18 protein-coding genes and 1 pseudogene are annotated in these 20,786 nt (G+C 63.4%); 9 read left to right on the top strand and 10 right to left on the bottom strand.

Annotation, left to right across the window (positions count from 1 at the left end):
* Positions 1–62: 62 nt before the first annotated feature.
* Together BA190_RS36895 and BA190_RS36900 are read left to right on the top strand one after the other, a co-directional pair.
* A pseudogene (locus BA190_RS36895) lies at positions 63–257 on the top strand (hypothetical protein); the annotation flags it as partial.
* 258 nt (positions 258–515) lie between these two features.
* Positions 516–704: a DUF2171 domain-containing protein gene (locus BA190_RS36900; RefSeq protein WP_068291536.1), complete on the top strand. Its 189-nt coding sequence runs from the start codon at positions 516–518 to the stop codon at positions 702–704.
* 172 nt (positions 705–876) lie between these two features.
* Here the strand turns inward: BA190_RS36900 and BA190_RS20245 are convergent, their stop codons facing one another.
* Complete coding sequence (locus tag BA190_RS20245) at positions 877–1,290, bottom strand: VOC family protein (RefSeq protein ID WP_068291362.1); 414 nt, start codon at positions 1,288–1,290, stop codon at positions 877–879.
* A gap of 223 nt (positions 1,291–1,513) precedes the next feature.
* Here BA190_RS20245 and BA190_RS20250 point away from each other — a divergent pair, with 223 nt between their 5' ends.
* Complete coding sequence (locus tag BA190_RS20250) at positions 1,514–2,218, top strand: DUF6882 domain-containing protein (RefSeq protein ID WP_068291364.1); 705 nt, start codon at positions 1,514–1,516, stop codon at positions 2,216–2,218.
* A gap of 51 nt (positions 2,219–2,269) precedes the next feature.
* Here the strand turns inward: BA190_RS20250 and BA190_RS36050 are convergent, their stop codons facing one another.
* Positions 2,270–4,264: a peptidoglycan-binding domain-containing protein gene (locus tag BA190_RS36050; RefSeq protein WP_162275164.1), complete on the bottom strand. Its 1,995-nt coding sequence runs from the start codon at positions 4,262–4,264 to the stop codon at positions 2,270–2,272.
* 407 nt (positions 4,265–4,671) lie between these two features.
* Between BA190_RS36050 and BA190_RS20260 the strand changes: the two genes are divergently transcribed.
* Both BA190_RS20260 and BA190_RS20265 read left to right on the top strand, forming a co-directional pair.
* A complete protein-coding gene (locus tag BA190_RS20260) occupies positions 4,672–5,613 on the top strand; it encodes a T6SS effector amidase Tae4 family protein (protein WP_068291366.1) in 942 nt (313 codons plus the stop codon).
* A 201-nt stretch (positions 5,614–5,814) separates the two neighbouring features.
* The gene (locus tag BA190_RS20265; protein ID WP_068291367.1) at positions 5,815–6,276 is read left to right on the top strand and encodes a hypothetical protein; all 462 of its coding nucleotides are present in this window, start codon (positions 5,815–5,817) and stop codon (positions 6,274–6,276) included.
* A gap of 124 nt (positions 6,277–6,400) precedes the next feature.
* Here the strand turns inward: BA190_RS20265 and BA190_RS20270 are convergent, their stop codons facing one another.
* A complete protein-coding gene (locus tag BA190_RS20270) occupies positions 6,401–6,934 on the bottom strand; it encodes a DUF3455 domain-containing protein (protein ID WP_082979905.1) in 534 nt (177 codons plus the stop codon).
* Between the two features lie 446 nt (positions 6,935–7,380).
* Between BA190_RS20270 and BA190_RS20275 the strand changes: the two genes are divergently transcribed.
* Complete coding sequence (locus tag BA190_RS20275) at positions 7,381–8,631, top strand: heparin lyase I family protein (RefSeq protein WP_156771613.1); 1,251 nt, start codon at positions 7,381–7,383, stop codon at positions 8,629–8,631.
* A gap of 604 nt (positions 8,632–9,235) precedes the next feature.
* Here the strand turns inward: BA190_RS20275 and BA190_RS35410 are convergent.
* From BA190_RS35410 to uvrB, 3 genes are all read right to left on the bottom strand, one after another.
* Complete coding sequence (locus BA190_RS35410) at positions 9,236–9,709, bottom strand: TIGR02391 family protein (RefSeq protein ID WP_082979906.1); 474 nt, start codon at positions 9,707–9,709, stop codon at positions 9,236–9,238.
* Positions 9,702–10,382, bottom strand: a complete 681-nt coding sequence (locus BA190_RS35415; protein WP_162275166.1) for a DUF5343 domain-containing protein — start codon at positions 10,380–10,382, stop codon at positions 9,702–9,704. The genes BA190_RS35410 and BA190_RS35415 overlap by 8 nt, the downstream gene beginning before the upstream one ends.
* A gap of 230 nt (positions 10,383–10,612) precedes the next feature.
* The gene (gene uvrB / locus BA190_RS20285) at positions 10,613–13,315 is read right to left on the bottom strand and encodes an excinuclease ABC subunit UvrB (protein ID WP_068291374.1); all 2,703 of its coding nucleotides are present in this window, start codon (positions 13,313–13,315) and stop codon (positions 10,613–10,615) included.
* A gap of 156 nt (positions 13,316–13,471) precedes the next feature.
* Here uvrB and BA190_RS20290 point away from each other — a divergent pair, with 156 nt between their 5' ends.
* The gene (locus tag BA190_RS20290) at positions 13,472–13,846 is read left to right on the top strand and encodes a lysozyme inhibitor LprI family protein (RefSeq protein ID WP_156771614.1); all 375 of its coding nucleotides are present in this window, start codon (positions 13,472–13,474) and stop codon (positions 13,844–13,846) included.
* A 213-nt stretch (positions 13,847–14,059) separates the two neighbouring features.
* On the opposite strand, the gene BA190_RS20295 is transcribed toward BA190_RS20290, so the two are convergent.
* Positions 14,060–14,770 (bottom strand): GNAT family N-acetyltransferase, encoded by a 711-nt coding sequence (locus BA190_RS20295; protein WP_068291379.1) that lies wholly within the window; start codon positions 14,768–14,770, stop codon positions 14,060–14,062.
* A gap of 160 nt (positions 14,771–14,930) precedes the next feature.
* Between BA190_RS20295 and BA190_RS20300 the strand changes: the two genes are divergently transcribed.
* Together BA190_RS20300 and BA190_RS20305 are read left to right on the top strand one after the other, a co-directional pair.
* Positions 14,931–15,785: a hypothetical protein gene (locus tag BA190_RS20300; RefSeq protein WP_068291381.1), complete on the top strand. Its 855-nt coding sequence runs from the start codon at positions 14,931–14,933 to the stop codon at positions 15,783–15,785.
* The gene (locus BA190_RS20305) at positions 15,782–16,471 is read left to right on the top strand and encodes a lysozyme inhibitor LprI family protein (protein ID WP_082979908.1); all 690 of its coding nucleotides are present in this window, start codon (positions 15,782–15,784) and stop codon (positions 16,469–16,471) included. The genes BA190_RS20300 and BA190_RS20305 overlap by 4 nt, the downstream gene beginning before the upstream one ends.
* Positions 16,472–16,704: 233 nt before the next feature.
* Here the strand turns inward: BA190_RS20305 and queC are convergent, their stop codons facing one another.
* The 3 genes from queC to BA190_RS20320 form a co-directional block, all read right to left on the bottom strand.
* Positions 16,705–17,409, bottom strand: a complete 705-nt coding sequence (queC, locus tag BA190_RS20310; protein ID WP_068291383.1) for a 7-cyano-7-deazaguanine synthase QueC — start codon at positions 17,407–17,409, stop codon at positions 16,705–16,707.
* Between the two features lie 62 nt (positions 17,410–17,471).
* On the bottom strand, positions 17,472–18,407 hold the full coding sequence (locus tag BA190_RS20315) for a rhodanese-related sulfurtransferase (RefSeq protein ID WP_068291385.1): 936 nt from the start codon (positions 18,405–18,407) through the stop codon (positions 17,472–17,474).
* Positions 18,408–18,590: 183 nt separating this feature from the next.
* A complete protein-coding gene (locus BA190_RS20320) occupies positions 18,591–20,648 on the bottom strand; it encodes an elongation factor G (protein ID WP_068291387.1) in 2,058 nt (685 codons plus the stop codon).
* Positions 20,649–20,786 lie beyond the last annotated feature (138 nt).

Consider the following 20,786-nt stretch of genomic DNA (forward strand, 5'->3'; position numbering starts at 1 on the left):
GGTGGAACGTCCTCTCACCCAAGACCCGTGGCCTCCACGGTCGGATGCAAAGGAAGACTGCCATGACCGAGATCATCACCGGCTTCTACGACAATCGATCCGATGCCCAAGCCGCGCTCGAGCAATTGCTGTCGGCCGGGTTTGCCCGCGACCAGATCACGCTCAATGCGAAGGACGAGAATTCCGACTATGTGCGCGACGAAGACGCCACCTCCTACGATCATCAGCGCGACGAGGGCGGCTTCTGGGCGATGCTCAAGCACTTCTTCTTTCCCGACGAGCGACGCTACCTCTACAGCGAGGGCCTGAGCCGCGGTGGCACGCTGCTCACCGTCGAGGCCGAAAGCCACCAGATCGAAACCGCCCGGATGATCATGCAGGAATATGGCTCGATCGACCTGCCGGCGCGGGCCGAGACCTGGCGCCAGGGCGGCTGGCCGGGTTATGCCGCCGTGGCCCCGGACGGCGCGCTGCTTGCCCCCGACCATACCGCCGGAGGCGACATCCGCGAGAACATGGAGGTCATCACCTCCGATGGCGTGAATATCGGCACGGTCGACGATCTCGGCGACGACCAGATCCGGCTTGCCAAGAATACCTCGCCCGACGGTGTGCATCATTTCGTGCCGTTGGACTGGGTCGATCATGTCGACGAGCAGGTGCATCTCAAGCGCAAGGCGCCGGAGGTGCAGGCGGTCTGGTAAGGCCGTTCGGCACGGGCCGTGGCACGGCGGGCGCCTGAAAGGGCGCCCGTCTTATGCCCGCGGCCTGCCTGGAGCAAAGTGCGACTTCTCCGAATCGCACTTTGCTCTCTAATTCTTTGTTTTGACGCGTTTTTCTTCACCGAAAAGTCTATCAACTTTTCTGGAAAACGCTCTATCGCGCGAACACGCCGTCGAAATCCTTGAAGCCCTTGATCTCGATCGGATTGCCGCTCGGGTCCCGGAAGAACATGGTGCGCTGCTCGCCGGGCTCGCCCTCGAAGCGGATCACCGGCGGGATCTCGAAGGCGATGCCGGCCTTTTCCAGCCGGGCGGCCAGGGCCAGCCAGCCGTCGAGCGGCAGGATCACGCCGAGATGCGGCATCGGCACCAGGTGGTCGCCGACCTTGCCGGTGCGGCTGGTGGCGAAGGGCGTGCCCAGATGCAGCGAGATTTGGTGGCCGAAGAAGTCGAAATCGACCCAGCTCTGCGTGCTGCGGCCTTCCTCGCAGCCGAGCACCTCGCCATAGAAGCGGCGGGCCTGGTCGAGATCGGTGACGTGATAGGCAAGGTGGAACAGCGAGCGCATGGCAGTCTCCGCATTGACCGGGCGAGGGTAGCTGAGAAGCGGGCGGCGATTCAACGCCGCAGGTTCGATGCGAGGGCGTCAGCGGCGTGATGGTGCGGCACCATCTTCCCTCGGACCCTGTTCCCTTGGACATTGTGCCGTCGTGTCCCGGCTGTAGGAATGCGGCGGCGCAATCATGCCGCTCGGCCGCCGGGCATCCACGCAACAATCCGGGAAGGCAGCCATGGCTCCCAGCTTGAACGACCTGTTCTCCGCAGAGGCCGGCTCGGCTTTCGCCCGGCAATTGGCGCTCGGCGATCTGATCGGCGACCGTCCGTGGAACGTCGACATCGGGCGCGGCGAGATCACCTTCGGCAGCGATCTTTCCTTCCCGATCCAGGTCCTCGGCACCTGCTCGGACCAGGACAACAGCTGGCTGTGGGCCTGGGCCAACCAGCAGAGCGGCTTGCCGGCTGCCGTCCTCGCGGCGAACCTGCGCATCAAGGACGTCGGCAGCCAGCGCGGCATCGGTGAATTCGTCGAGCCGAAATTCACGCTCGACCGCATCACCGACCACATGCTCGCCATGCTGTGCGGCGCTCTCCTGGACAGGAGCTGCTACTACCGGGCACCCTATCAGGGCGGCGCCGTCTTTCTTCTGCTTGAGAACCTGCCCGCCTCGATCCGCGCGCCGGTGGCCCCGGAGCGGGTGAACACGGTGCTGATGCAGGTGGTCAGCAATTTCGAGGTCGATCACCGCAGCATGGCCGAAAACTTCCTGCGCCAGCAGGGCTTTGCGGTACAGGCAGAGCCTGCGCTGCTCTCGGCGGCGCGGGACACGGATGGCGCGGAGATCAGGCTTGCCTTCGACGCCCAGCAGCGAATCGCCAAGGTCGAGGGCGTCATCAAGCCCCGCACAGCGAAGAAGCCCTGGTGGAAGCCGTGGTGAGGGGCGGCCCGCAAAAACGCACGAGCCGAACGTCACCGCGCCTCCACCCCCTCAGCCCAGCACCTTGTCACCCGGCATGATGGCGGACACGAATTTGTAGCCGCGGTTCACGCCATAGCGCGGATCGGCCTTGATCAGCGTCATGAACTGGCGGTGGCCGTTCTTGGTGCGGCCGACGAGGCAGCCGGCGCTGGTGCGGCCGAGGTCGCCCTGCGGCGCGTCATAGCCCCAATGCTGGTTGATGGCGAACAGGCCGGTATCGAGCCGGTCGCCGGTGCGCTGGAAGTCCTTGTTGAGGTCGCGGAAGACGCTGAGAGGCTCGGCCTGGACGAGGGCCTCGTGGGCCGACGACGAGCCGGCATGATGGGTGCCGACCACCCAGGCCTTGTACTGGTTGAAGGCGATCCTAGCCGCCCCCTTGGGATTCATCGGATGGATGGTCCAGAAATCGCCGGGCTCGGTGGTGCCTTCCCAGAGCGAATCTTCGAAATCCGGATGGCCGTTCTTGTCGATGGCGAAGACGATCCTCAGGTCGTTGAAGACGTTGTGCCTGTCGTCGTTCAGCGTGCCGTCCGCATTCACCCCTTCGAGATAGGCGATGTTCTTGCAGTCGGGATGGCGGCAGATGAAGTATTTCTGCTCCTTCATATAGGCGATGACCTTGTCGAACCAGGTTCCGGTCGCGGCGATCTCGGGCAGGAGCGCCGTCGGCTCGAGCAGCCGGCGGGCGATGGCGCTGCTGAAGCCGCCGCCGAGCGAGATGCCGTTGAGGTCGCAGAATTCGCTCAGGGCCCAGAGCGAGACCGGGCCGAACTTGCCGTCGGCGGGCGGGTCGAGGAAGCCCAGCTCCGACAGCCGCCACTGGATCGCCTTGACCAGGCCGGTCTTGCCCCCGAGCTCGGCCACCGCGATGGCGGCGCCATTGAATTGCGACAGCGCGGTCGTGCCGCCGCCCGTGGCCTCGGCGGCGGAGCCGCTCTTGCGGAACTTGGCCGGCACGATATGGCTGTCGACATAGTCGTTCAGCCAGGCCCGATAGGCCCGCGTGGTGTCGCCGCCGGCGGCGTCGACATAGGACTGCGCCTTGCTGCGCCCGATCTGGGTGACCAGGTCGCTGAAGGTGTAGGAGCGCGTCTGTTTCAGGAAGGCCTGTGCGCCGCCCAGCCCTTCATGGTGGGCGATATAGATGAAGCGGGCCTTCTCGTCGTCGCCGATCTGGTCGTCGACCAGCCCCTCGGCGATCAGGGCGCCCAGGTTGAACAGGCCGTATTCGGCCGCCGAGACGATCGCGAGTTCGGGATCGAAGCGCAGGTCGAGCAGGGCCTGCCTGCGCGCGGCCACGATGTCGTTGCCGGCGTCGATGAAGCCCTTGGCCTTGCAGACCTGGTTCAGCAGCGTCTTCTTGTTGGTGGCGTGCGAGGCCCAGGTGCTGTCGAGGAACTGGGTGAGCCCGGCCGCGCTGCTGGTGCCGGCCTTGGAGTTGCTGTTCCACTGGCCGCTTGGCAGTTTCGCCGCCTCGGCATCGATGAGGGCGGCGAGCGCGGCAGCATCGATGTCGGTGATGCCGTGGGCCTTGAGCAGGGGCGCGCGATAGACCTCGTTCGGCCCCAGGCTGAGCTCGTCGCCGGCATCGGAACCCGGCCCCTCGGCCTCCTCTCCGCCGGCGTCGCCGGAGCCTCCGGCCGGCAGGTCGTTGGTGTCGATCCAGCCTTCGGCGGCGCTGCCGTCTTCCAGCCGGATCCGCACCTTCTTCCAGGGCGGCAGCTGGGCGCGTTCCTCGATGATGCTGCCCGAGACTGGCCTGGGCGTGCCCAGCGGCTCGTCATAGAGCTTGAACGCCGTCGCCTGCGCGATCTTCAGCATGTCGGCATGCAGCCAGCCGAGATAGGTCTGGATGGCCTTGTCGGTGAACGAGACCTTGGCCCAGCTCGACAACTCCCGCAGCTGCGAAACCCGGTCGCCCGCCGCGAGGCTGACCAGCGCCACGGAGGAATCGTCGGGATCCGGAAAAAGTGATGCTTGCGAAATCACGATGCAATCAGCCATGGCAGCCCCTCCCATTTGGACAGCAGATCTCAGGCGGATAGGTATGGTCGCGCGGTTTTACTTCCGTGACCTCGCACTGCGTCGCGGCGTGAAAAGGATTGAGGAACTCACGGCAGGAAAAGGGTGCTTGCTGAAATCGACAGTCACTATAGACGCGCACGGATGCGATGCAGAGCGAGGCTTTCTGCTACGAAGTCGGGTATTTCAGGCATGGATAGTTCGCCGATAAGGTACGCACCGCCGGACGATGTTTTCAACGACTGTTTTGATGGTCTCGTGCTGCTTTTCACGGGCCTGTCACGGCTTCGGTCTTCACTATGGATCCGCAATCCTCAAAACCAGCTCCATGACAGGCGTCGCGAATTCAACGCACAGGGGTTCGAAGATCAGGCTCGCGGAGAATTTCCATGGACAATTTTGTCGATATTCATGGCAAGCCGGTTCACCGGATCGATCTCGCTGTCGGTGAAACGAGGATCGTCGGCCTGAAGAAATTCAATTTGCAGCCCATGGTCGAAGTGGGCGTGATCGCACGGAACTCGGACATTGCCGTCAGCCAGCAATGCGTTCATCTGGGCGATGTGACCAAGAAGAAATATATCGACGTCTATGACATGGCGAAGGTCGCGGCTGATAATGTTCCGATCGAGGCTCATGGGCGGTTCTTTTTCCAGATTTGCGGCAAGTCCGCCGGTGATACCGAACTGGATGCTTTCTACTGGGTCTCACAAGCCGGGAAGATGGGCGCCACTTACGCGCCGTCACTGCCCGTCAGCGTCAAGGCGAATTCGAAGCTGCTCGTCTTGCCCGCGGCGCCCGGCCGGCATGTCGGCAGCTTTCAGGAGATGTGGAACAACCATCCGATGAGCCCGACAAACGGCGCCGTGCACTATCCCTGCAACAATGGCGAGGCACCGCTGCGCAACATGCAGTGTTTCGTCCGGCTCTGCGAGGCCCTGCATCTGAGCGGCGTGTCGTTCAAGGGATGCTGGGGCTCGTCCTGCCAGCTTCCCGGCGCCGATCACCGGCATCATTTTTCGAACCCCTATGATTTTCCAACCTGGTCCTGGGCCAAGGGGAAGGCCTATGTCTGGGAGGCAAAGCCCCCATTCTCGCCCGAACCGATGCCTGGTCTGGCCGCGTTCAAATTCGTCGAAGGCCGCCAGGGCATCATCCTGTTCACGCATTATTTCAGCATCAAGGGGCAAACCTCGATGTGGGGCGGGCACATCGATTTGTGGAACAAGGATCGGATGGGCAATACCTACACCGACATGGACCCGATGCAGGGTGAATCGGCGTTTCTCAGGTCGAGGAAGATCAGCTTCTGGCCGCTGGTGGCGCTATAGGCCGGCATAACTCGTCATTGCACATTGCGTCACTTGGGGGAGGGGCCGGTAAACGGGTGATAAGTGTCGATCGAGCGTGTCGCGAAACAAAAGACGGCGAGCACTGTCTCTATAGTTTCAATTTCGAATAAAACATGGTGTGTTCGCTGGTGTTTTACCGTGGGGCTGGCGATGTTACGGAATTTCATTGTAGCACTGGGGATGTCGGTCTTGCTGGCCGGCTGTGCGCCCTTGGTCGGCGTCAATGCCAACAGCACGACGCCACCGAGTGCGGAGACCAAGAAGACATTCCAGGGCGGCACGACCAACATGACGTTCAGCGCCCATGGCACGCAGGTCGAATATTTCAGCAAGGATGGCAGGACCGCCCTCTGGTATCCCGGCAACGGTATCGTGCTGCAGGGCCGCTGGCGTCTCGTCGGCGCCGATCCGACCACCGGTTTCCAGGACAACATCTGCTTCCAATACGGCGCCAATACCTACAATCCGCTCACGCTCAACTATGGCGGCAACTGGGAATGTGAGGGGATCGCCCTCTATCAGGGCCATGTCGTCGAGCGCGTGGCGGGCGATCCTTTCGGCCTGGGCAAGCGCGGTGCCGTACCTTTCGTCCTGCCACGGCAGCGCACGACTTTCGCGGAACTGCTGAAGCGACGGTCCTGACACGTCGTCACGTCTGGCTGAAATCGAGGCGGCGGGTTGACCCGTCTTTCCCGGCACGACCGAAGGCCGTGGGAAGGGGATGACGCGCCGTTGCCCGTATCGGCCAGGATTTACTGGCGCCGGCTTAGTTGGTCTTGGCGAAGAACGCATAGGTGGCGGTGTAGGGCACGCCGACTTTCGTCCCTGTGCGAACGGGCGGCGTGGCCGGAGCGACGCCGCCATGGGTGGCGATGCGCTGCACATAGCCGACCTTGCTCAGCGCGCCGGCCGCCGGATCGGCCGTGACCTTGATGAGCAGCCAGGGAATGTCGGCACTGGCCTTCCTGGCCGGCACCGTCACCACGGCCGTATCCTTGTCGCGCACGATTTTGCTGCCATCGGCGGCCTCCCAGGAGGGGCCAGCATAATGATGCACGGCGCCTTGTTTCGCCGCCAGTTCCGCCACGGGGGCCTCGAGCACCCATTTCGGCGCCGCGCCGGCTTCCGCCGCGCTGGTATAGACCTGCAGGCCCCTGGCCTTGGCGGTGAAAACAAGCGTGTAGCCGGCCGGCGGCTGCAATGCGGCCGGCACGGCCTCGGCCGCCCAGGCAGCCTGGGTTCCGCCGGCAAGCAGCATCGCCGCGGCGACGAAGGCGTAGGTTCTATGCGTGGGCATCATGATCTCCTGGCCCGATTCCGGGCTGGTGCAGGTCGCGGCTGCGGTAACATGGCACGGAAGCCAAGGGCCTGGAAGTATCGCGGGGAAAATGAGGGCGAGTTATATCGTACCCCTGTTCGGAACAGGAAAGTCAAGTAAACTGCCACCGTAACTCAGGGTGACGTGCTTGGGGTAAGCATGAAACACATCATTCTATTGGGCATCGCGATTGCTCTTGCTGGCTGTGCGTCTCCGAGCCAGAAGATTTCGATCGATGCGCACGACAGACCGTCGAAAGCATCATTGTCGGCCTTCTGCTCTCGTTTGAAGTCACCAGGCACATCCGAGTGGGACGACTGTATGCGGCATGTGGGTCAATATATTACGGCCACACTTCAATGCCTAAAGACTGTGCCCGCACCCAACATCCAAGCATGTCGGATTCGTAAGGCACCCGCGGCTATGGCGTGGGCGCTGAGAACATTTCCCGTCCGCAGTTGAGGCCCTTCGGGGGCAACCCTAACCATCGTTTTGACTCCACCTCAGCTTTGCATGATGTTCGCGCGATTGGGAAGCACCGCATGCGGTGGTTGATTGCCGGCTTGCTGATCTCGCTAAGCCTGGCCGGAGGTTGCCGGGCCGGCGATCGCCATGACGGGTTCGACAGCGGCAGCGCCGACCCAGCCTTGTGGAGCTTCGGCAAGTTCGTCGGCGGCTATCCGTCGAAGCAGGTGCAACCTCTCTTCCCCGGCATCGGCGGAACCGCGGGCGCCATCTCGATCGTCACGACGGACGCCGATGGCGGCAATGATTGCCCGCTCGAGGAAATGCCGGCGGGCGGCTGCCAGCGGGCCGAATTGCAGGTCGCCAGGAGCGCGGCGCTCCCTTACGGCTCCGACAGCTGGTATGCGTTCAGCTTCCGCATCCGGGGGCAGGTCGCTGACACCGGCAGCCACCGCATTGTCATCGGTCAATGGAAGGGACCGGGCAATGACAGCCCGTTCGTGGCGCAGCGCTACGATGACGGCATTTTCACAATTTCCGTGGAAGCGGCCGACGGGCGCTGCTTCGTTGCGACGGAACGCAAAAACGTGGTCGAGATGCTTGCAGCCCAGAGGTTTCTCGGCTCCCTGGACACCTCCGACGATCGGGTGCGCGAAAAAACTGTCGCGATCATACGGGGCGAAATAGGGCAGCAGAGACAGGCGGAAGTTCTGACCGGCCTACTCTCCGCCAATGCTCCCTTGCCGCCGCCATTGCCAGGCGAGGAGTCGGTGGATCTGCGCAGCGGCGTGAATCGTGTCGCCGATTACCTGCGAGGGTTTGCCTTCCTTTCCGACCTCCCGAAATATCTCGACTGTCCGAGCGCGTTGGTTCGTATCGAGTCGGTGTCGGATCGGCGGTTGCCCTCACCGAGGGATGGCTGGGTCGACATGGTCTATCATATCAGGGGCGCGCACCACGACCCGTCCGGCAGGCCGGTCGGCGCCCTGCTCGAAGTCTGGGCCGACGGCCGGAAGATCGTGCGTGTCAGCGGCGATTTCGGCACCCGGCCGCCCATCGATCCCAAGGCCGATCCGGGGATGCAATCCATCAAGCTCGGCCTCTATCGCCTCAGGCAGCCGGGGACGCTCAGCATCGACCTCGACGAATTCTCCCAGGCCTCGGATCTGGCCGAGCTGCGACTCGAGCACATGCATCCGCTGGAGACGCCGTGATGGGTGAATGAGGAGTACTGTGGAGTAATAGTACGGACGGCGCTCCTGAATGGGGAGCGATAGAGGGGGAACAGAATGCGTCTGATGATTCCAGTGATTTTCGGAGTGTTGGGGCTGGCTGGCTGCGCTGGGCAAGGTCCGAACCAGGTGACGGAGGCCCAAGCGAAACATGCCTTTCAGGCGTGTGGCGCAACGCCATGGGTACCGTTCACACCAACACAAAGACGCTGCATGAACATGCAGCGGGATGCCATCGATTCCAGGGATGACTGCCTCAAGAACGCTGCGCCCGACCAAGTGGACAGGTGCGCTACTCAGATCGCCAAGTATACCGAGGCTTGGCGTCAATGTGGCGGCGTTGCAGGCGGTAACAGAGCCGTTTTCTGCGCCACGGCCAAGGAGCCCGAGGGCCATCGCTGGCTCATGGCCCACAAGAGCTAGATTCCGTAATGTCAATAGAATGCACTGTCACCGTAACCCGGTAATAGAGCCGTCTTATGCGCCACGGCCAAGGAGCCGGAGGGCCATCGCTGGATCATGGCCCACAAGAGCTAGAGTCCGTGATGTCAATAGAATGCATTGTCGCCGTAACCCAGTAATTCCATCAAGGTACGCGCTCCTCCAGTCTTCTTAGAAGTGTAGATGCTAGAGATAGATGATCTAAACACCGGTCTATTGGATCAATATTTATATCATGACCTCGAGGGTTGCGGATCGCAGACATGGATCCCGCGAAAATGAACTTATACCCTGCCTGTTCATCGATATCGCTTTGTGTAATCAGCTGAGTTAACTTAATTTTTGGATTACTGTCGGAGAACGCAGCCATCATCAACTTGTATCCACTATCATTTATTCCGGAAAGCTTCTTTACATATATATCAACCAGCTTAAACGCTTCAAATGTCGCTTGTGAGAAGTGGCCGTCATCAAATAATTTTAGGCTGACCTTGCTAATCTCCGGATGGATATTGCGCTCATCAAACGGATGTGTGTTAACCTGTAGAATATCCGTGACGACACTCAGCTCTCTTGCGCGGCGAACAATTTTCTCGAATACGCTGAGCGAGTTATTCATTGATCAAGTTCGCCCGGATGCTTTTAAAAATTGAATCATAAACTTCTTGAGTGCCATTTGCTGGCAGATTAATTTCGATTCGTACCGTCATCGCCATGCTGCGTGGATTGACGATAGGTTCGGAAGCTATTGATACTGGCTGGGCGATATTTGATTCAGCGGATTTGGTCTTCTTCTGAGACTGTATGCTGGGCTTTGACTTTAAAGGCTTCGCTTTGGAAATGCTATTGGAAGCTGCTTTTTCAGTAGTCTGTTCATAGCCAGATAAAGCTCGAAATGCTTGGAACAAACCTGCTTGTCGACCACCAATAATTTCACTTGTTTTGTCGGTGGTACGAAAATAGGTGACGAGTTCATTCTTTCCGAGAGTCCAAGCTTCTTCGCCACGTAAATCGAAAAGATCTTTATATGCTTCCTTGACGAGTTTACCGAACGATTTTGAAAACGCATCGTCCCCAAGAACAAATATATCATGACCTTTTTCTGTTCGTTTTCCGTCTTCGTCTATAATTCCTATGAATTGAAGAGCGTTAATGACGTAACTTTCATTGTTTGGTGCCAATGAAAATTTCTTTACCGTCTCTGAATTAATTGTTGGTGGAAAATTCTTCCGAAGAAACCCTATCATCTGTGTAACATTGCCTGGGCCGGATATATACGGATGAGATGGCATTCATTTCCCCCCACGATCGGTACAGAAGATTCTATTTAAACATACCACCTGATTATTCATAACGACAACACTCTTGCGCTGTTTGTGCGCTTATCGAATGAAAAATTGAGTTCTTGGTGTTACATGAGCTGAGGACCTGGTGAGTCAATTGAAAACGGCACAAGCATCTTGTGAGTAGAAATACTTTTGGGTATCGCAAGTTGAGAAGCGCACTGTTTGAGGCAAAGACCTCATCTCTTCCACCCCCGTCCAGGCTTGCCACCACCCTTCTTTCTTGCCTCGGCCCCTAGCGGCACTTCTCGATCCGTGCCTGGGCCCATGCTGTCCAGCCCCGGCTTGGCGGCCCGCGTCTTCGGCAGGTTCGCGGCGTCGCCATAGGCCTTCGGGCCCTTATAGGCGCCGGCCTTCTGGCGCACATTGACCTGCCGCGCGGAGCCGTCGTCGGCGACGGCCATCTCCGTCTCGCGCAGGCGCTTGAGTTCGTCGCGCAGGCGGGCGGCCTCCTCGAAGCGCAGGTCGGCGGCGGCGTCGCGCATGCGCTTTTCGAGGTCGGCGGTGACGGCCTCGAAATTATGGCCGACGGTGGCGACATTGTCGGCCAGGCCCTTGTCGACGGTGACGCGGTCGCGCTCATAGACCGAATTGGTGATGTCGGCGATCGAGCGCTTGACGCTCTCCGGCGTGATGCCGTTGGCCTGGTTCCAGGCCATCTGCTTCTCGCGGCGGCGGTTGGTCTCGGCGATGGCGCGCTCCAGCGATCCCGTCATGTTGTCGGCATAGAGCAGCACGCGGCCGTCGACATTGCGGGCGGCGCGGCCGATGGTCTGCACCAGCGAGGTTTCCGACCTCAGGAAACCTTCCTTGTCGGCGTCGAGGATGGCGACCAAAGCGCATTCGGGAATGTCGAGGCCCTCGCGCAGCAAATTGATGCCGACCAGCACGTCGAAGGCGCCGAGGCGCAGGTCGCGGATGATCTCGATGCGCTCGATGGTGTCGATGTCCGAATGCATGTAGCGCACGCGCACGCCGTGGTCGTGCATATATTCGGTGAGGTCCTCGGCCATGCGCTTGGTCAGCACGGTGACGAGGCTGCGATAGCCCTTGCGCGCCACCTCCTGCACCTCGCCGAGGAGATCGTCGACCTGGGTGCGGGCCGGGCGGATTTCGCATACTGGATCGATCAGTCCGGTTGGGCGGATCACCTGCTCGGCGAAGACGCCGCCGGTGTGCTCCAGCTCCCATTTGCCGGGGGTGGCGGAGACATGCACGGTCTGCGGGCGCATCGCGTCCCATTCCTCGAAGCGCAGCGGACGGTTGTCGAGGCAGGAGGGCAGGCGGAAGCCATATTCGGCCAAGGTCGCCTTGCGCCGGAAGTCGCCTTTGTACATGGCGCCGATCTGTGGCACGGTGACGTGGCTCTCGTCGGTGAAGACGAGGGCGTTGTCGGGCAGATATTCGAACAGGGTCGGCGGCGGCTCGCCGGGCAGGCGGCCGGTGAGCCAGCGCGAATAGTTCTCGATGCCGGCGCAGGAGCCGGTGGCCTCCATCATCTCCAGGTCGAAGGTGGTGCGCTGGTCGAGGCGCTGGGCCTCCAGCAGGCGGCCGCCGGTGTAGAGCTGCTGCAGCCGGACCTTGAGCTCGTCCTTGATGCCCTTGATCGCCTGGTTCAGCGTCGGGCGCGGCGTGACGTAATGCGAATTGGCGTAGACCTTGACCGATTGCAGGTCCTGGATCTTCTGGCCGGTGAGCGGGTCGAACTCGCCGATGCTCTCGATCTCGTCGCCGAACAGGTTGATGCGCCAGGCGCGGTCCTCATAGTGGGCCGGGAAGAGCTCGATGACGTCGCCGCGCACCCGGAAGGTGCCGCGGCCGAAATCGGCGCTGATGCGCTTGTATTGCAGGGCGACGAGGTCGGCGATCAGCTGCTTCTGCTCGACGCGCTCGCCCACGCTCATCGAGAAGGTCATGGCGGTGTAGGTCTCGACCGAGCCGATACCGTAGATGCAGGAGACCGAGGCGACGATGATGACGTCGTCGCGCTCCAGCAGCGAGCGCGTGGCCGAGTGGCGCATGCGGTCGATCTGCTCGTTGATCGAGGACTCCTTCTCGATATAGGTGTCGGTGCGCGGCACATAGGCCTCGGGCTGGTAGTAGTCGTAATAAGAGACGAAGTATTCGACCGCATTGTTGGGGAAGAACGACTTGAACTCGCCATAGAGCTGGGCCGCCAGCGTCTTGTTGGGCGCCAGGATCAAGGCGGGGCGCTGGGTGCGGGAGATCACCTGCGCCATGGTGAAGGTCTTGCCCGAGCCGGTGACGCCGAGCAGCACCTGGTCGCGCTCATGGCTCTGCAGGCCCTCGACCAGATCGGCGATGGCGGTAGGCTGGTCGCCGGCCGGGCTGTATTCCGAGACGAGGTCCAGGCGGATGCCGCCTTCGCTCTTGTCGGGGCGCGCGGGGCGGTGCGGCGTCCACACCGGCTTGCCGACCATGCGCGGGTCGCCGCCCTCCAGCAGCTCGGAGAGCGCCTTGATGGTGCCGGCCGAGCCGCCGAGCTTGTCGAGCCCGTCCGGATCGAGTTCGCCGCCATCCTTGGCGCGCGCCTTCTTGTCGGCTGGCTTGCGCTTGACCGTACGGCCCTCCATCTCCGCGCCCCCGCCGGCCGAGGGCACGCCCAATTTGGCGGCAAGCTCGGGGTCGAGGCCGGTGACGGCGCCGGTGTCGAAGCCGCTCTGCGGCCCCTCGCCGAACCCCGGCTTCTCGTCGTCGCGCAGGCTGCTCTTGGCTTCCTTGAGCAGGCCGGGATTGAGCAGGGCCTTCAGATGCTCGTCGAGCGAGGGCAAGGCCGGCCGCGCCGCCTTGGATTTGGGCGTGCGGAGTTTCTTCGGAGCAGGGGTCTTGCTCGAGGAGGGGGCTTTGGGTGTATCGGACATGCCCTGATAATGGGGTGAGTCACGCGCGGGGGGAAGGGCTGTCGTCGGAAACTTGCTGACAACGTCCTGTCAGCAGGGTGACGACGTTCCCCGCGGCACGACAAGGCCGGTGTCCCTGTGCTAGCGACGGGGTGTTCGTCGCCTTGGGAGTTCCGGATGATCCGTCCTGCAAGTTTTATCATGATTGCCGCCACGGCCGTCGCAACCCTTGCCTTGCAAGGCCCGGCCCAGGCCGCCGGCTTCGACTGCCGCAAGGCGCATACGGCCGTCGAGAAGCTGATCTGCGCCTATCCGAAACTGTCCCGCCTCGATGATGAGATGAACCGGCTCTACCAGGCCATCGAGGGCGAGACGCGCGGGATCGACGGCGAGACCGGCGCGGCCAGCGACCCCTTCGGCAAGGACCAGACCCGCTGGCGCGAGACGGTGCGCGACATCTGCACCGGCGCCCCCTGCATCGAGCGCGCCTATGTGGCGCGCATCGCCCAGGTCAAGAAGGACTGGGCCTCGGCCCTGGGCGACGGGCAGTAAGACCAACCGCCACGATGTTTAGCCCACGCGTCATTGCGAGCTCTGCCAATCCATAGGATTGGCATGGCGAAGCAATCCAGGAGCCATGGCCACCACGTTTCCCGGCACTGGATTGCTTCGCTACGCTCGCAATGACGATGCTTGATCGGGCAAGCAGCTATGCCGTTGGCGTAACACCCGCCATCGCTGGCGATGGCCGGCTTTCCCGCTGCCTCAACGGACATGGAAGTCCGTCGCGACCAGGGGCAGACCGAGGCGGGCGGCGACGGCGCGCGAGGCCTGGTTGTCCCAGGATGTGCTGTAGAAGGGCACGGCGCCCAGCGCCCGCACCGCCTGTGCCCAGCCGGCAACGACCGTGGCGGCATGGCCCCGGCGGCGGTAATCGGCATGGGTTTCGACCCCGGCGCAATGCACCGCGTCCGAGATGCGCACGCTGGCACAGAGCGCCACGGCGCGATCGCCTTCGGCCATCGCCAGGAAAGGCCGCCGGTGCGGCACGTCCGCCAGCCAGTCGGGAAAGAGCGGCCGCAGCAATTCGGCATTGCCCTCATGGATGGCCACGAGCGGCGGGGATGGCGGTGGCACGGCGTCCGCCCGGTAGACCGGCCCGGCCCAGATCTGCGTCACCGCAGCCTGGTGGCCGAGCAGGTCCAGATAGGCCTGCTGCCGGGCCGGCGGTTGCTGCGGCACCTCGCCCAGCACCTCGCCGCGGCAGAGCTCGCCGAGGCGTGCAACCACGGCATCCGGCATGTTGGCGCGGCAGCGAAACAGCGGCCCGGCCGGCGTGCGCATCAGGTGGAAGCGGGGCGCCGGGCGGGAATCCCACTCATTGCTGTGCAGCAGGCGTCCCCGGTCGTCGGTGGCATAGAGAGTGTCGAGGCGGCGGCTGAACAAGGTCCGCAGGGAATCTGTGTCGAGAGGCATGGGGCGAGCCTACCGGGGCGATGCCGGCCAGGCAATCGCGGGGCGGGTGCCCCCTGTACCCGCCGAAACTGAGGTCGCGGACCAGAGGGTGCAAGAGATTGTGCCGGTTCCAGCCCGTGTTAGATGTGGAACCGCCCCTCCGGAATGGAATCATCCCGACATGAAGCTCCAGTTCGCCCTCGGTGCCGCTGCCCTGGCCCTGATGCTGCCCGGCCAGGCCCTGGCCGATTGCGACATCACCGATGCCCTGCTCAAGCAGGCCTATCCCGATGCACAGCAAAGCGAGAACGGCCTGCTGATCAAGGGCGGTGCCTATGATCGCTCGATCAACCCGGACGACGTGGTCTGCAAGGCCTGGCCCTATCGCCCCGAACTGATGCTGGCGGCGGTGCCGCTGATCGAGGCCAAGCCGCCGATCGAGGGCGAGAACAAGGGTGATGTCGAGATCATCATCGCCGATGTCGCCACCGGCAATCCCGTCGCGCGGCGGCTGGAGAAGGGCATGGCCTTTTCGGATGCCATCCAGTTCGGCTCGATGAGCCTGGACACCGCCCGCTACGACGTCGGCGACGGGCTGCGTGCCTTCGGCCTGCGCACCTCGCAATCGGGCAGTTCGCGCGTCAATCCCTATGAGGAGCAGGCGCTGTGGATGTACACCTTCGACAAGGGACGCATCGAGCGCGTGCTGGACGGGCTGATCGTCGAGCGCAGCAATGGCGAGAACAATGGCGATTGCGAGGGCGAGTCCACCGCGGTGACGCGCACCGTCAAGCTCGGGCCCAAGGTCGAGCTCGGCTATCGCGACCTCACGGTCGAGCAGACCGTCAGCCACGAAACCTCCAAGAAGGTTGCCGGCGAATGCAGCTTCGACAAGCGGCCCGGCAAACCGGCACGCTTCGAGCTGATCTATGACAACGGCCATTATCGGCCGGCCGGCGGTGTCAAGCCGCAGGGTGAGAAGGGTGATATCGAGACGGATCTGTTCTCCACCATCGAAACCGGGGCAAAGCCATGATCGGGCATGGTCTGGCCGTCGCCTGCCTCCTGCCGGTCATCGCCATGCCCGCGATCGCCCTGGCTGCCGGCAAGCCTTCCTTCGATTGCCGCAAGGCCTCGACCGAGGTAGAGAAGGCGATCTGCGCCAGTCCGGCCCTGTCGAAAGCCGATGCCGAGATCGCCGTCGCCTATGAGCGGCTGCGCAAGGCCCTCGATCCCCAGGCCGCCGCGGCGCTTGCCGCCGACCAGCGCTGGTTCGTCGGCGCCCGCGACGAGGCGGGCGCCAGCAAGGAAGGGGTTGGCGCCTTTCGCACGCTGAAGGAGCGTCTCACGGAGCGGGCGCGTTTCCTGAAGGGGATCAGGGTCAAGCCGCAGGGCGGCTTCGTCGGCAGCTGGCGCAACAATGCGGGCGGCTTCGACATCGAGGCCAAGCCGGATGGCAGCCTGACGGTCTCGGGCGATGTCGTCGAGCCGGTGATGGGGCGCTGGGTCTGCGAGGTCTCGGGCAGTGGGCGGGACGCCGGCGGCGTTCTCGAGGTCAAGCAAGACGGCGAGGCCTCGATCCTCAAGCTCACCCACGAGGGCGCCAGCCTCAAGGCCGAGACCGTATTTCCGGCCGGTGCGACCGAGCGCAGCGTGGGCTATTGCGGCATGAACGGCTCGGCCGACGGCAGCTATTTCCAGGTACCGCCCGGCAGCAAGTGAGGACGGGCGGCTGGCCGCAGGCGATACGATGAGGCGGAGAACGCGGCGTCATACCAACGATATTGATGCTTGACCGATCAAGCACCGTCATTGCGAGCGCAGCGAAGCAATCCAGAGATGGAAAACGTGGTGTCCGTGGCTCATGGATTGCTTCGCTGCGCTCGCAATGACGCGCGGGTCAATCATCTTGCCCAGCCCTTGTCCTCGCGCCTGTGGCGGCCCGGGTCCTCGCCTCAGGAGCCGCTCTCGGCCATGAAGCGCCGGTAGCCGCTGGACCTCAGTTCGCAGGCCGGGCAGGTGCCGCAGCCATAGCCCCAGTCGTGCCGGTGGCTGCGATCGCCATTGTAGCAGGTGTGGGTGTGTTCGCGGACGAGGTCCACCAGACGGTCGCCGCCGAGTTCCCGTGCCAGCGCCCAGGTCTGCGCCTTGTCGATCCACATCAACGGCGTGTGGATGACGAAGCGGCTCTCCATGCCGAGATTGAGAGCCAGCTGCATGGCCTTCATGGTGTCGTCGCGGCAATCGGGATAGCCGGAGAAGTCGGTCTCGCACACGCCGGTGACGAGGTGGCGGGCACCGCGCCGATAGGCAAGGGTGGCTGCGAAAGTCAGGAAGAGCAGATTGCGCCCGGGCACGAAGCTGTTGGGCAGGCCGTTCTCCTGCATGGCGATCTCGACGTCGCGCGTCAGGGAGGTCTCGCTGATGCGGCCGAGTATGCCGAGGTCGACGAGATGGTCTTCGCCCAGGCGCCCGGCCCAGGCCGGAAAGGCTTCGCGCAGGGCGGCGAGAACCACGGGGCGCATCGCCAGCTCGATACCGTGGCGCTGGCCATAGTCGAAGCCGACCGTCTCCACGCTGTCGAAGCGCTCGAGTGCCCAGGCCAGGCAGGTGGTGGAATCCTGGCCGGCCGAGAACAGGACCAGGGCCTTGTCAGACATGGTTTTCTCCATCCCGAGCCGATTCACGAAGCGCTCTCATGCCATTGGAACGACGGGCTTTTTCAACTTTCTTCAACTGCCGTGGCAAGGCGTGGGCCGAGATGGGCATGGCCGCGCCGGCGGGCGAGCGTCTCCTGGCGATGACGCTCGCGCGAGGAGGCTTTCTGCATCTCGGTGAGGGTGGCGGCGCAATAGGAGCAGCTCACGCCCTCCTCATAGTCCGGCGATTGCCGGTCCGCGGCGGAAAGGGGCGACAGGCAGCCATGGCAGAGCGTGAAGTCCTCGACTTTCAGGCCATGGCCGACGGCGACGCGCTTGTCGAAGACGAAGCAGGCACCCTCCCACAGGCTCTCGGCCGGCGGGACCTCTTCGAGATAGCGCAGCACCCCGCCCTTGAGGTGATAGACCTCCTCGAAACCCTCGCGCAGCATCAGGCTGGTCGCCTTCTCGCAGCGTATGCCGCCGGTGCAGAACATCGCCACCTTCCTGTGCCGCGCGGGATCGAGATTGTCCCTGACATAGCCGGGGAAGTCGCCGAAGCTCTCGGTCTTCGGGTCGAGCGCGCCCTTGAAGCTGCCGATGCGCACCTCGAAATCGTTGCGCGTGTCGATGACCAGCACGTCCGGATCGGAGATCAGGGCGTTCCAGTCCGCAGGCTCGACATAGGTGCCGACGCGCTCCAGCGGGTCGACGCTCTTGTCGCCGATGGTGACGATCTCTTCCTTCAGCCGGACCTTCATGCGCAGGAAAGGCATCTCCTCGGCGAAGGAGGTCTTGTGCTCGATGTCGGGAAGGCCGGTAATCTCGCGCAGGCGCGGATGGAAGATCGCCATCGCCTCGGGCGTGCCGGCCACCGTCCCGTTGATGCCCTCATGCGCCAGCAGGATGATACCCTTGATGCCGAGCGAGCAGGCGAGCTTGGCCAGCGGCTCGCGCAGGTCGACGAACCCGGGCAGGCGGGCGAAATGATAGAAGGCGGCGATTTCGATGGTCGGCATCGCCGCTCTTTAGCGCCATTGGAGGCAGGGGGCAAATTCCTCATGTCATCCCGCACGCGGTGCAGCATGCAATGCTGCTCCGCAGATGCGGGACCGTTCTTCGGCACGGGCGCTTAGCTCCCTATGTGGTCCCGGATCTGTGCCGCGGCACGATGTGCCGCAGCTTGTCCGGGATGACCCTCCCTATTGCGCCGCCTGCCGGGAGGCCACGATGGTATCGGCCTGCCGGCCCGACAGTTCGGCCAGATGGTCGAATTTCGCCCGGAAGGTGCCGACACCCGCCGTCGCCGAGCGCAGCTCGATGATCAGATCGGTGATCTCCGCCTCCGGGATCAGGGCCTGCACCACATCCCAACCCTCCCAGCCTTCGCGGGCGTCGAAGCCGAGGATCTGCCCGCGGCGGGAGGAGACGATGGCATTGGCCTTGGCCGTGGCGTCCGAGGGCACCGAGATCTCCACCGCCAGGACCGGTTCCAGCAGCACGGGATTGCATTGCGGCATCGCCTCGCTCATGCCGATGCGCGCCGCGGTCTGGAAGGCCATGTCGGAGGAGTCCACCGTGTGATAGGAGCCGTCCGTCAGCGACACGCCGACATCCACCACCGGGAAGCCGAGCGGGCCACGCTTGAGATAGTGCTTCACGCCCTCCTCGACGGAGGGAATGTAGTTGCGCGGCACCACGCCGCCGGTGATCTTGTCGATGAAGGCGAAGCCCTCGCCACGGGGCAGGGGGACGACGTCGATCACCACGTCGCCGAACTGGCCATGCCCGCCCGATTGCTTCTTGTGGCGCCCGCGCACGCCCGTCACCGGCTTGCGGATGGTTTCGCGATAGCCGATCTGGGGCTGGCTGGAATCGACGGCGACACCGAATTTCGAGGCGAGCTTCTCCACCGCCACGCGCAGATGCATCTCGCCCTGGCCGCGCAGGATGGTGTCGCCGAGCTCGGCATTCTGTTCCATGGCGAGCGCCCGGTCCTCGTCGGTCAGGCGCTGGAGGGCAGCCGAGAGCTTGACGTCGTCCTTGCGGTCACGGGCCCGGACGGCGAGGGACATCACCGGCTGGGGCGCCTCGATCTCGGCCGGCCGCGGCACGGCCTTGCCGATGGCGAGCATGTCGCCGGTATGGGCGGCGTCGACCTTGCCGAAGGCGACGGTATCGCCGGCGTGTGCCTGGCTCGTCTTCTGGGTGGTCTGGCCCAGCAGGCGGACACAGCCGGCGATGCGGCCGGTTTCGCCGGAGGATGTCGTCACCGTCATGCCTTCCTGGAAGGCGCCGCTCAGCACGCGGGTGAGCGAAAGCTTGCCGGCATGGGCGGTGTGGAAGGTCTTCATCACATAACCCAGCGGCTCCGAGCCGGGCGTCACGCCCAGGCGGCTGGCGGTTTCCTTGATGCAGGGTGCCTCGTGGCGCAGCGCCTTCATCAGGCGCAGCATGCCGTTGCCGTTGGCGGCCGAGCCCATCAGCACCGGCACGGCCAGGCCGTCGCGCAGTTCATGGGCGAGGTCGTCGAACACCCGGTCGCGGGGTGGCTCGACCTCCTCGAGGAGCTGCTCCATCAGGGCGTCGTCATGATCCGACAGGCGCTCCAGCATGGAATAGCGCGCATCCTTGCTTTCGTCGCGCTCGTCCGGCGGGATCTCGACCACCTGCGAGGCGGCATGCTCTTGATAGATGAAGGCACGCTCGAGTGCGAGGTCGACATAGCCGACAGCCACGCCGTTCTTCCAGATCGGGATTTGGCGCAGCAGCAACGGCAGGCGGGAGGCCGGCTGCAGCAGCGGCAGGGCATCGCGCACGCTCTGGTGTGAATTGTCGATCTTGTTGAGGAAGAGAAAGCGCGGAATCTTCTGGTCTTCGAGTTCGCGCAGGATCAGCTGCAGGGCCGGAACCTTCTTCTCGTCGGCCTCGCAGACCACCACGGCGGCATCGATCGCCGGCAGAACGGGGCGCATCTCGGCCAGGAATTCGATCGAGCCGGGGCAATCGATGAAAGTGAAGGTCTCGCCCATGAAATCCACGGAGGCGATGTTGGCCTCCACGCTCATGGTGTGGGCACGCGCCTCGGCGCTGGCATCGCCGATGGTGGAGCCGGCCGCCACGGTGCCCTGGCGCTGCAGGGCGCCCATGCGTGCGAGGATGGCTTCCAGAAGGGTCGTCTTGCCGCTTTGGAACGGGCCGACCAGGGCGATGCAGCGCGGCCCGCTGGATCGTCTGCCGTTTGGAGTGTTCTGCGTCATTGTCGCGTCCCTCCTGTTCTGGCCGCCGCTCTTTTGGGCGGCTGATCGGAACCGTCGCGCCGATTGGAGGCCGTGGCAAGGGAAAAGTGACAAGCGTCGCCGAGGGCGGCAAAGCCTATGCCGCCCGGCAAACCATGC

Source organism: Labrys sp. WJW (assembly GCF_001676615.1).
Classification (GTDB): Bacteria; Pseudomonadota; Alphaproteobacteria; order Rhizobiales; family Labraceae; genus Labrys; species Labrys sedimenti.

Coding starts and splice junctions, on each gene's coding strand:
- BA190_RS36900 (WP_068291536.1), top strand. CDS start 516: ATGGAGGTCATCACCTCCGATGGCGTGAATATCGGCACGGTCGACGAT.
- BA190_RS20245 (WP_068291362.1), bottom strand. CDS start 1,290: ATGCGCTCGCTGTTCCACCTTGCCTATCACGTCACCGATCTCGACCAG.
- BA190_RS20250 (WP_068291364.1), top strand. CDS start 1,514: ATGGCTCCCAGCTTGAACGACCTGTTCTCCGCAGAGGCCGGCTCGGCT.
- BA190_RS36050 (WP_162275164.1), bottom strand. CDS start 4,264: ATGGCTGATTGCATCGTGATTTCGCAAGCATCACTTTTTCCGGATCCC.
- BA190_RS20260 (WP_068291366.1), top strand. CDS start 4,672: ATGGACAATTTTGTCGATATTCATGGCAAGCCGGTTCACCGGATCGAT.
- BA190_RS20265 (WP_068291367.1), top strand. CDS start 5,815: ATGTCGGTCTTGCTGGCCGGCTGTGCGCCCTTGGTCGGCGTCAATGCC.
- BA190_RS20270 (WP_082979905.1), bottom strand. CDS start 6,934: ATGATGCCCACGCATAGAACCTACGCCTTCGTCGCCGCGGCGATGCTG.
- BA190_RS35410 (WP_082979906.1), bottom strand. CDS start 9,709: ATGAATAACTCGCTCAGCGTATTCGAGAAAATTGTTCGCCGCGCAAGA.
- BA190_RS35415 (WP_162275166.1), bottom strand. CDS start 10,382: ATGCCATCTCATCCGTATATATCCGGCCCAGGCAATGTTACACAGATG.
- uvrB (WP_068291374.1), bottom strand. CDS start 13,315: ATGTCCGATACACCCAAAGCCCCCTCCTCGAGCAAGACCCCTGCTCCG.
- BA190_RS20290 (WP_156771614.1), top strand. CDS start 13,472: ATGATCCGTCCTGCAAGTTTTATCATGATTGCCGCCACGGCCGTCGCA.
- BA190_RS20295 (WP_068291379.1), bottom strand. CDS start 14,770: ATGCCTCTCGACACAGATTCCCTGCGGACCTTGTTCAGCCGCCGCCTC.
- BA190_RS20300 (WP_068291381.1), top strand. CDS start 14,931: ATGAAGCTCCAGTTCGCCCTCGGTGCCGCTGCCCTGGCCCTGATGCTG.
- BA190_RS20305 (WP_082979908.1), top strand. CDS start 15,782: ATGATCGGGCATGGTCTGGCCGTCGCCTGCCTCCTGCCGGTCATCGCC.
- queC (WP_068291383.1), bottom strand. CDS start 17,409: ATGTCTGACAAGGCCCTGGTCCTGTTCTCGGCCGGCCAGGATTCCACC.
- BA190_RS20315 (WP_068291385.1), bottom strand. CDS start 18,407: ATGCCGACCATCGAAATCGCCGCCTTCTATCATTTCGCCCGCCTGCCC.
- BA190_RS20320 (WP_068291387.1), bottom strand. CDS start 20,648: ATGACGCAGAACACTCCAAACGGCAGACGATCCAGCGGGCCGCGCTGC.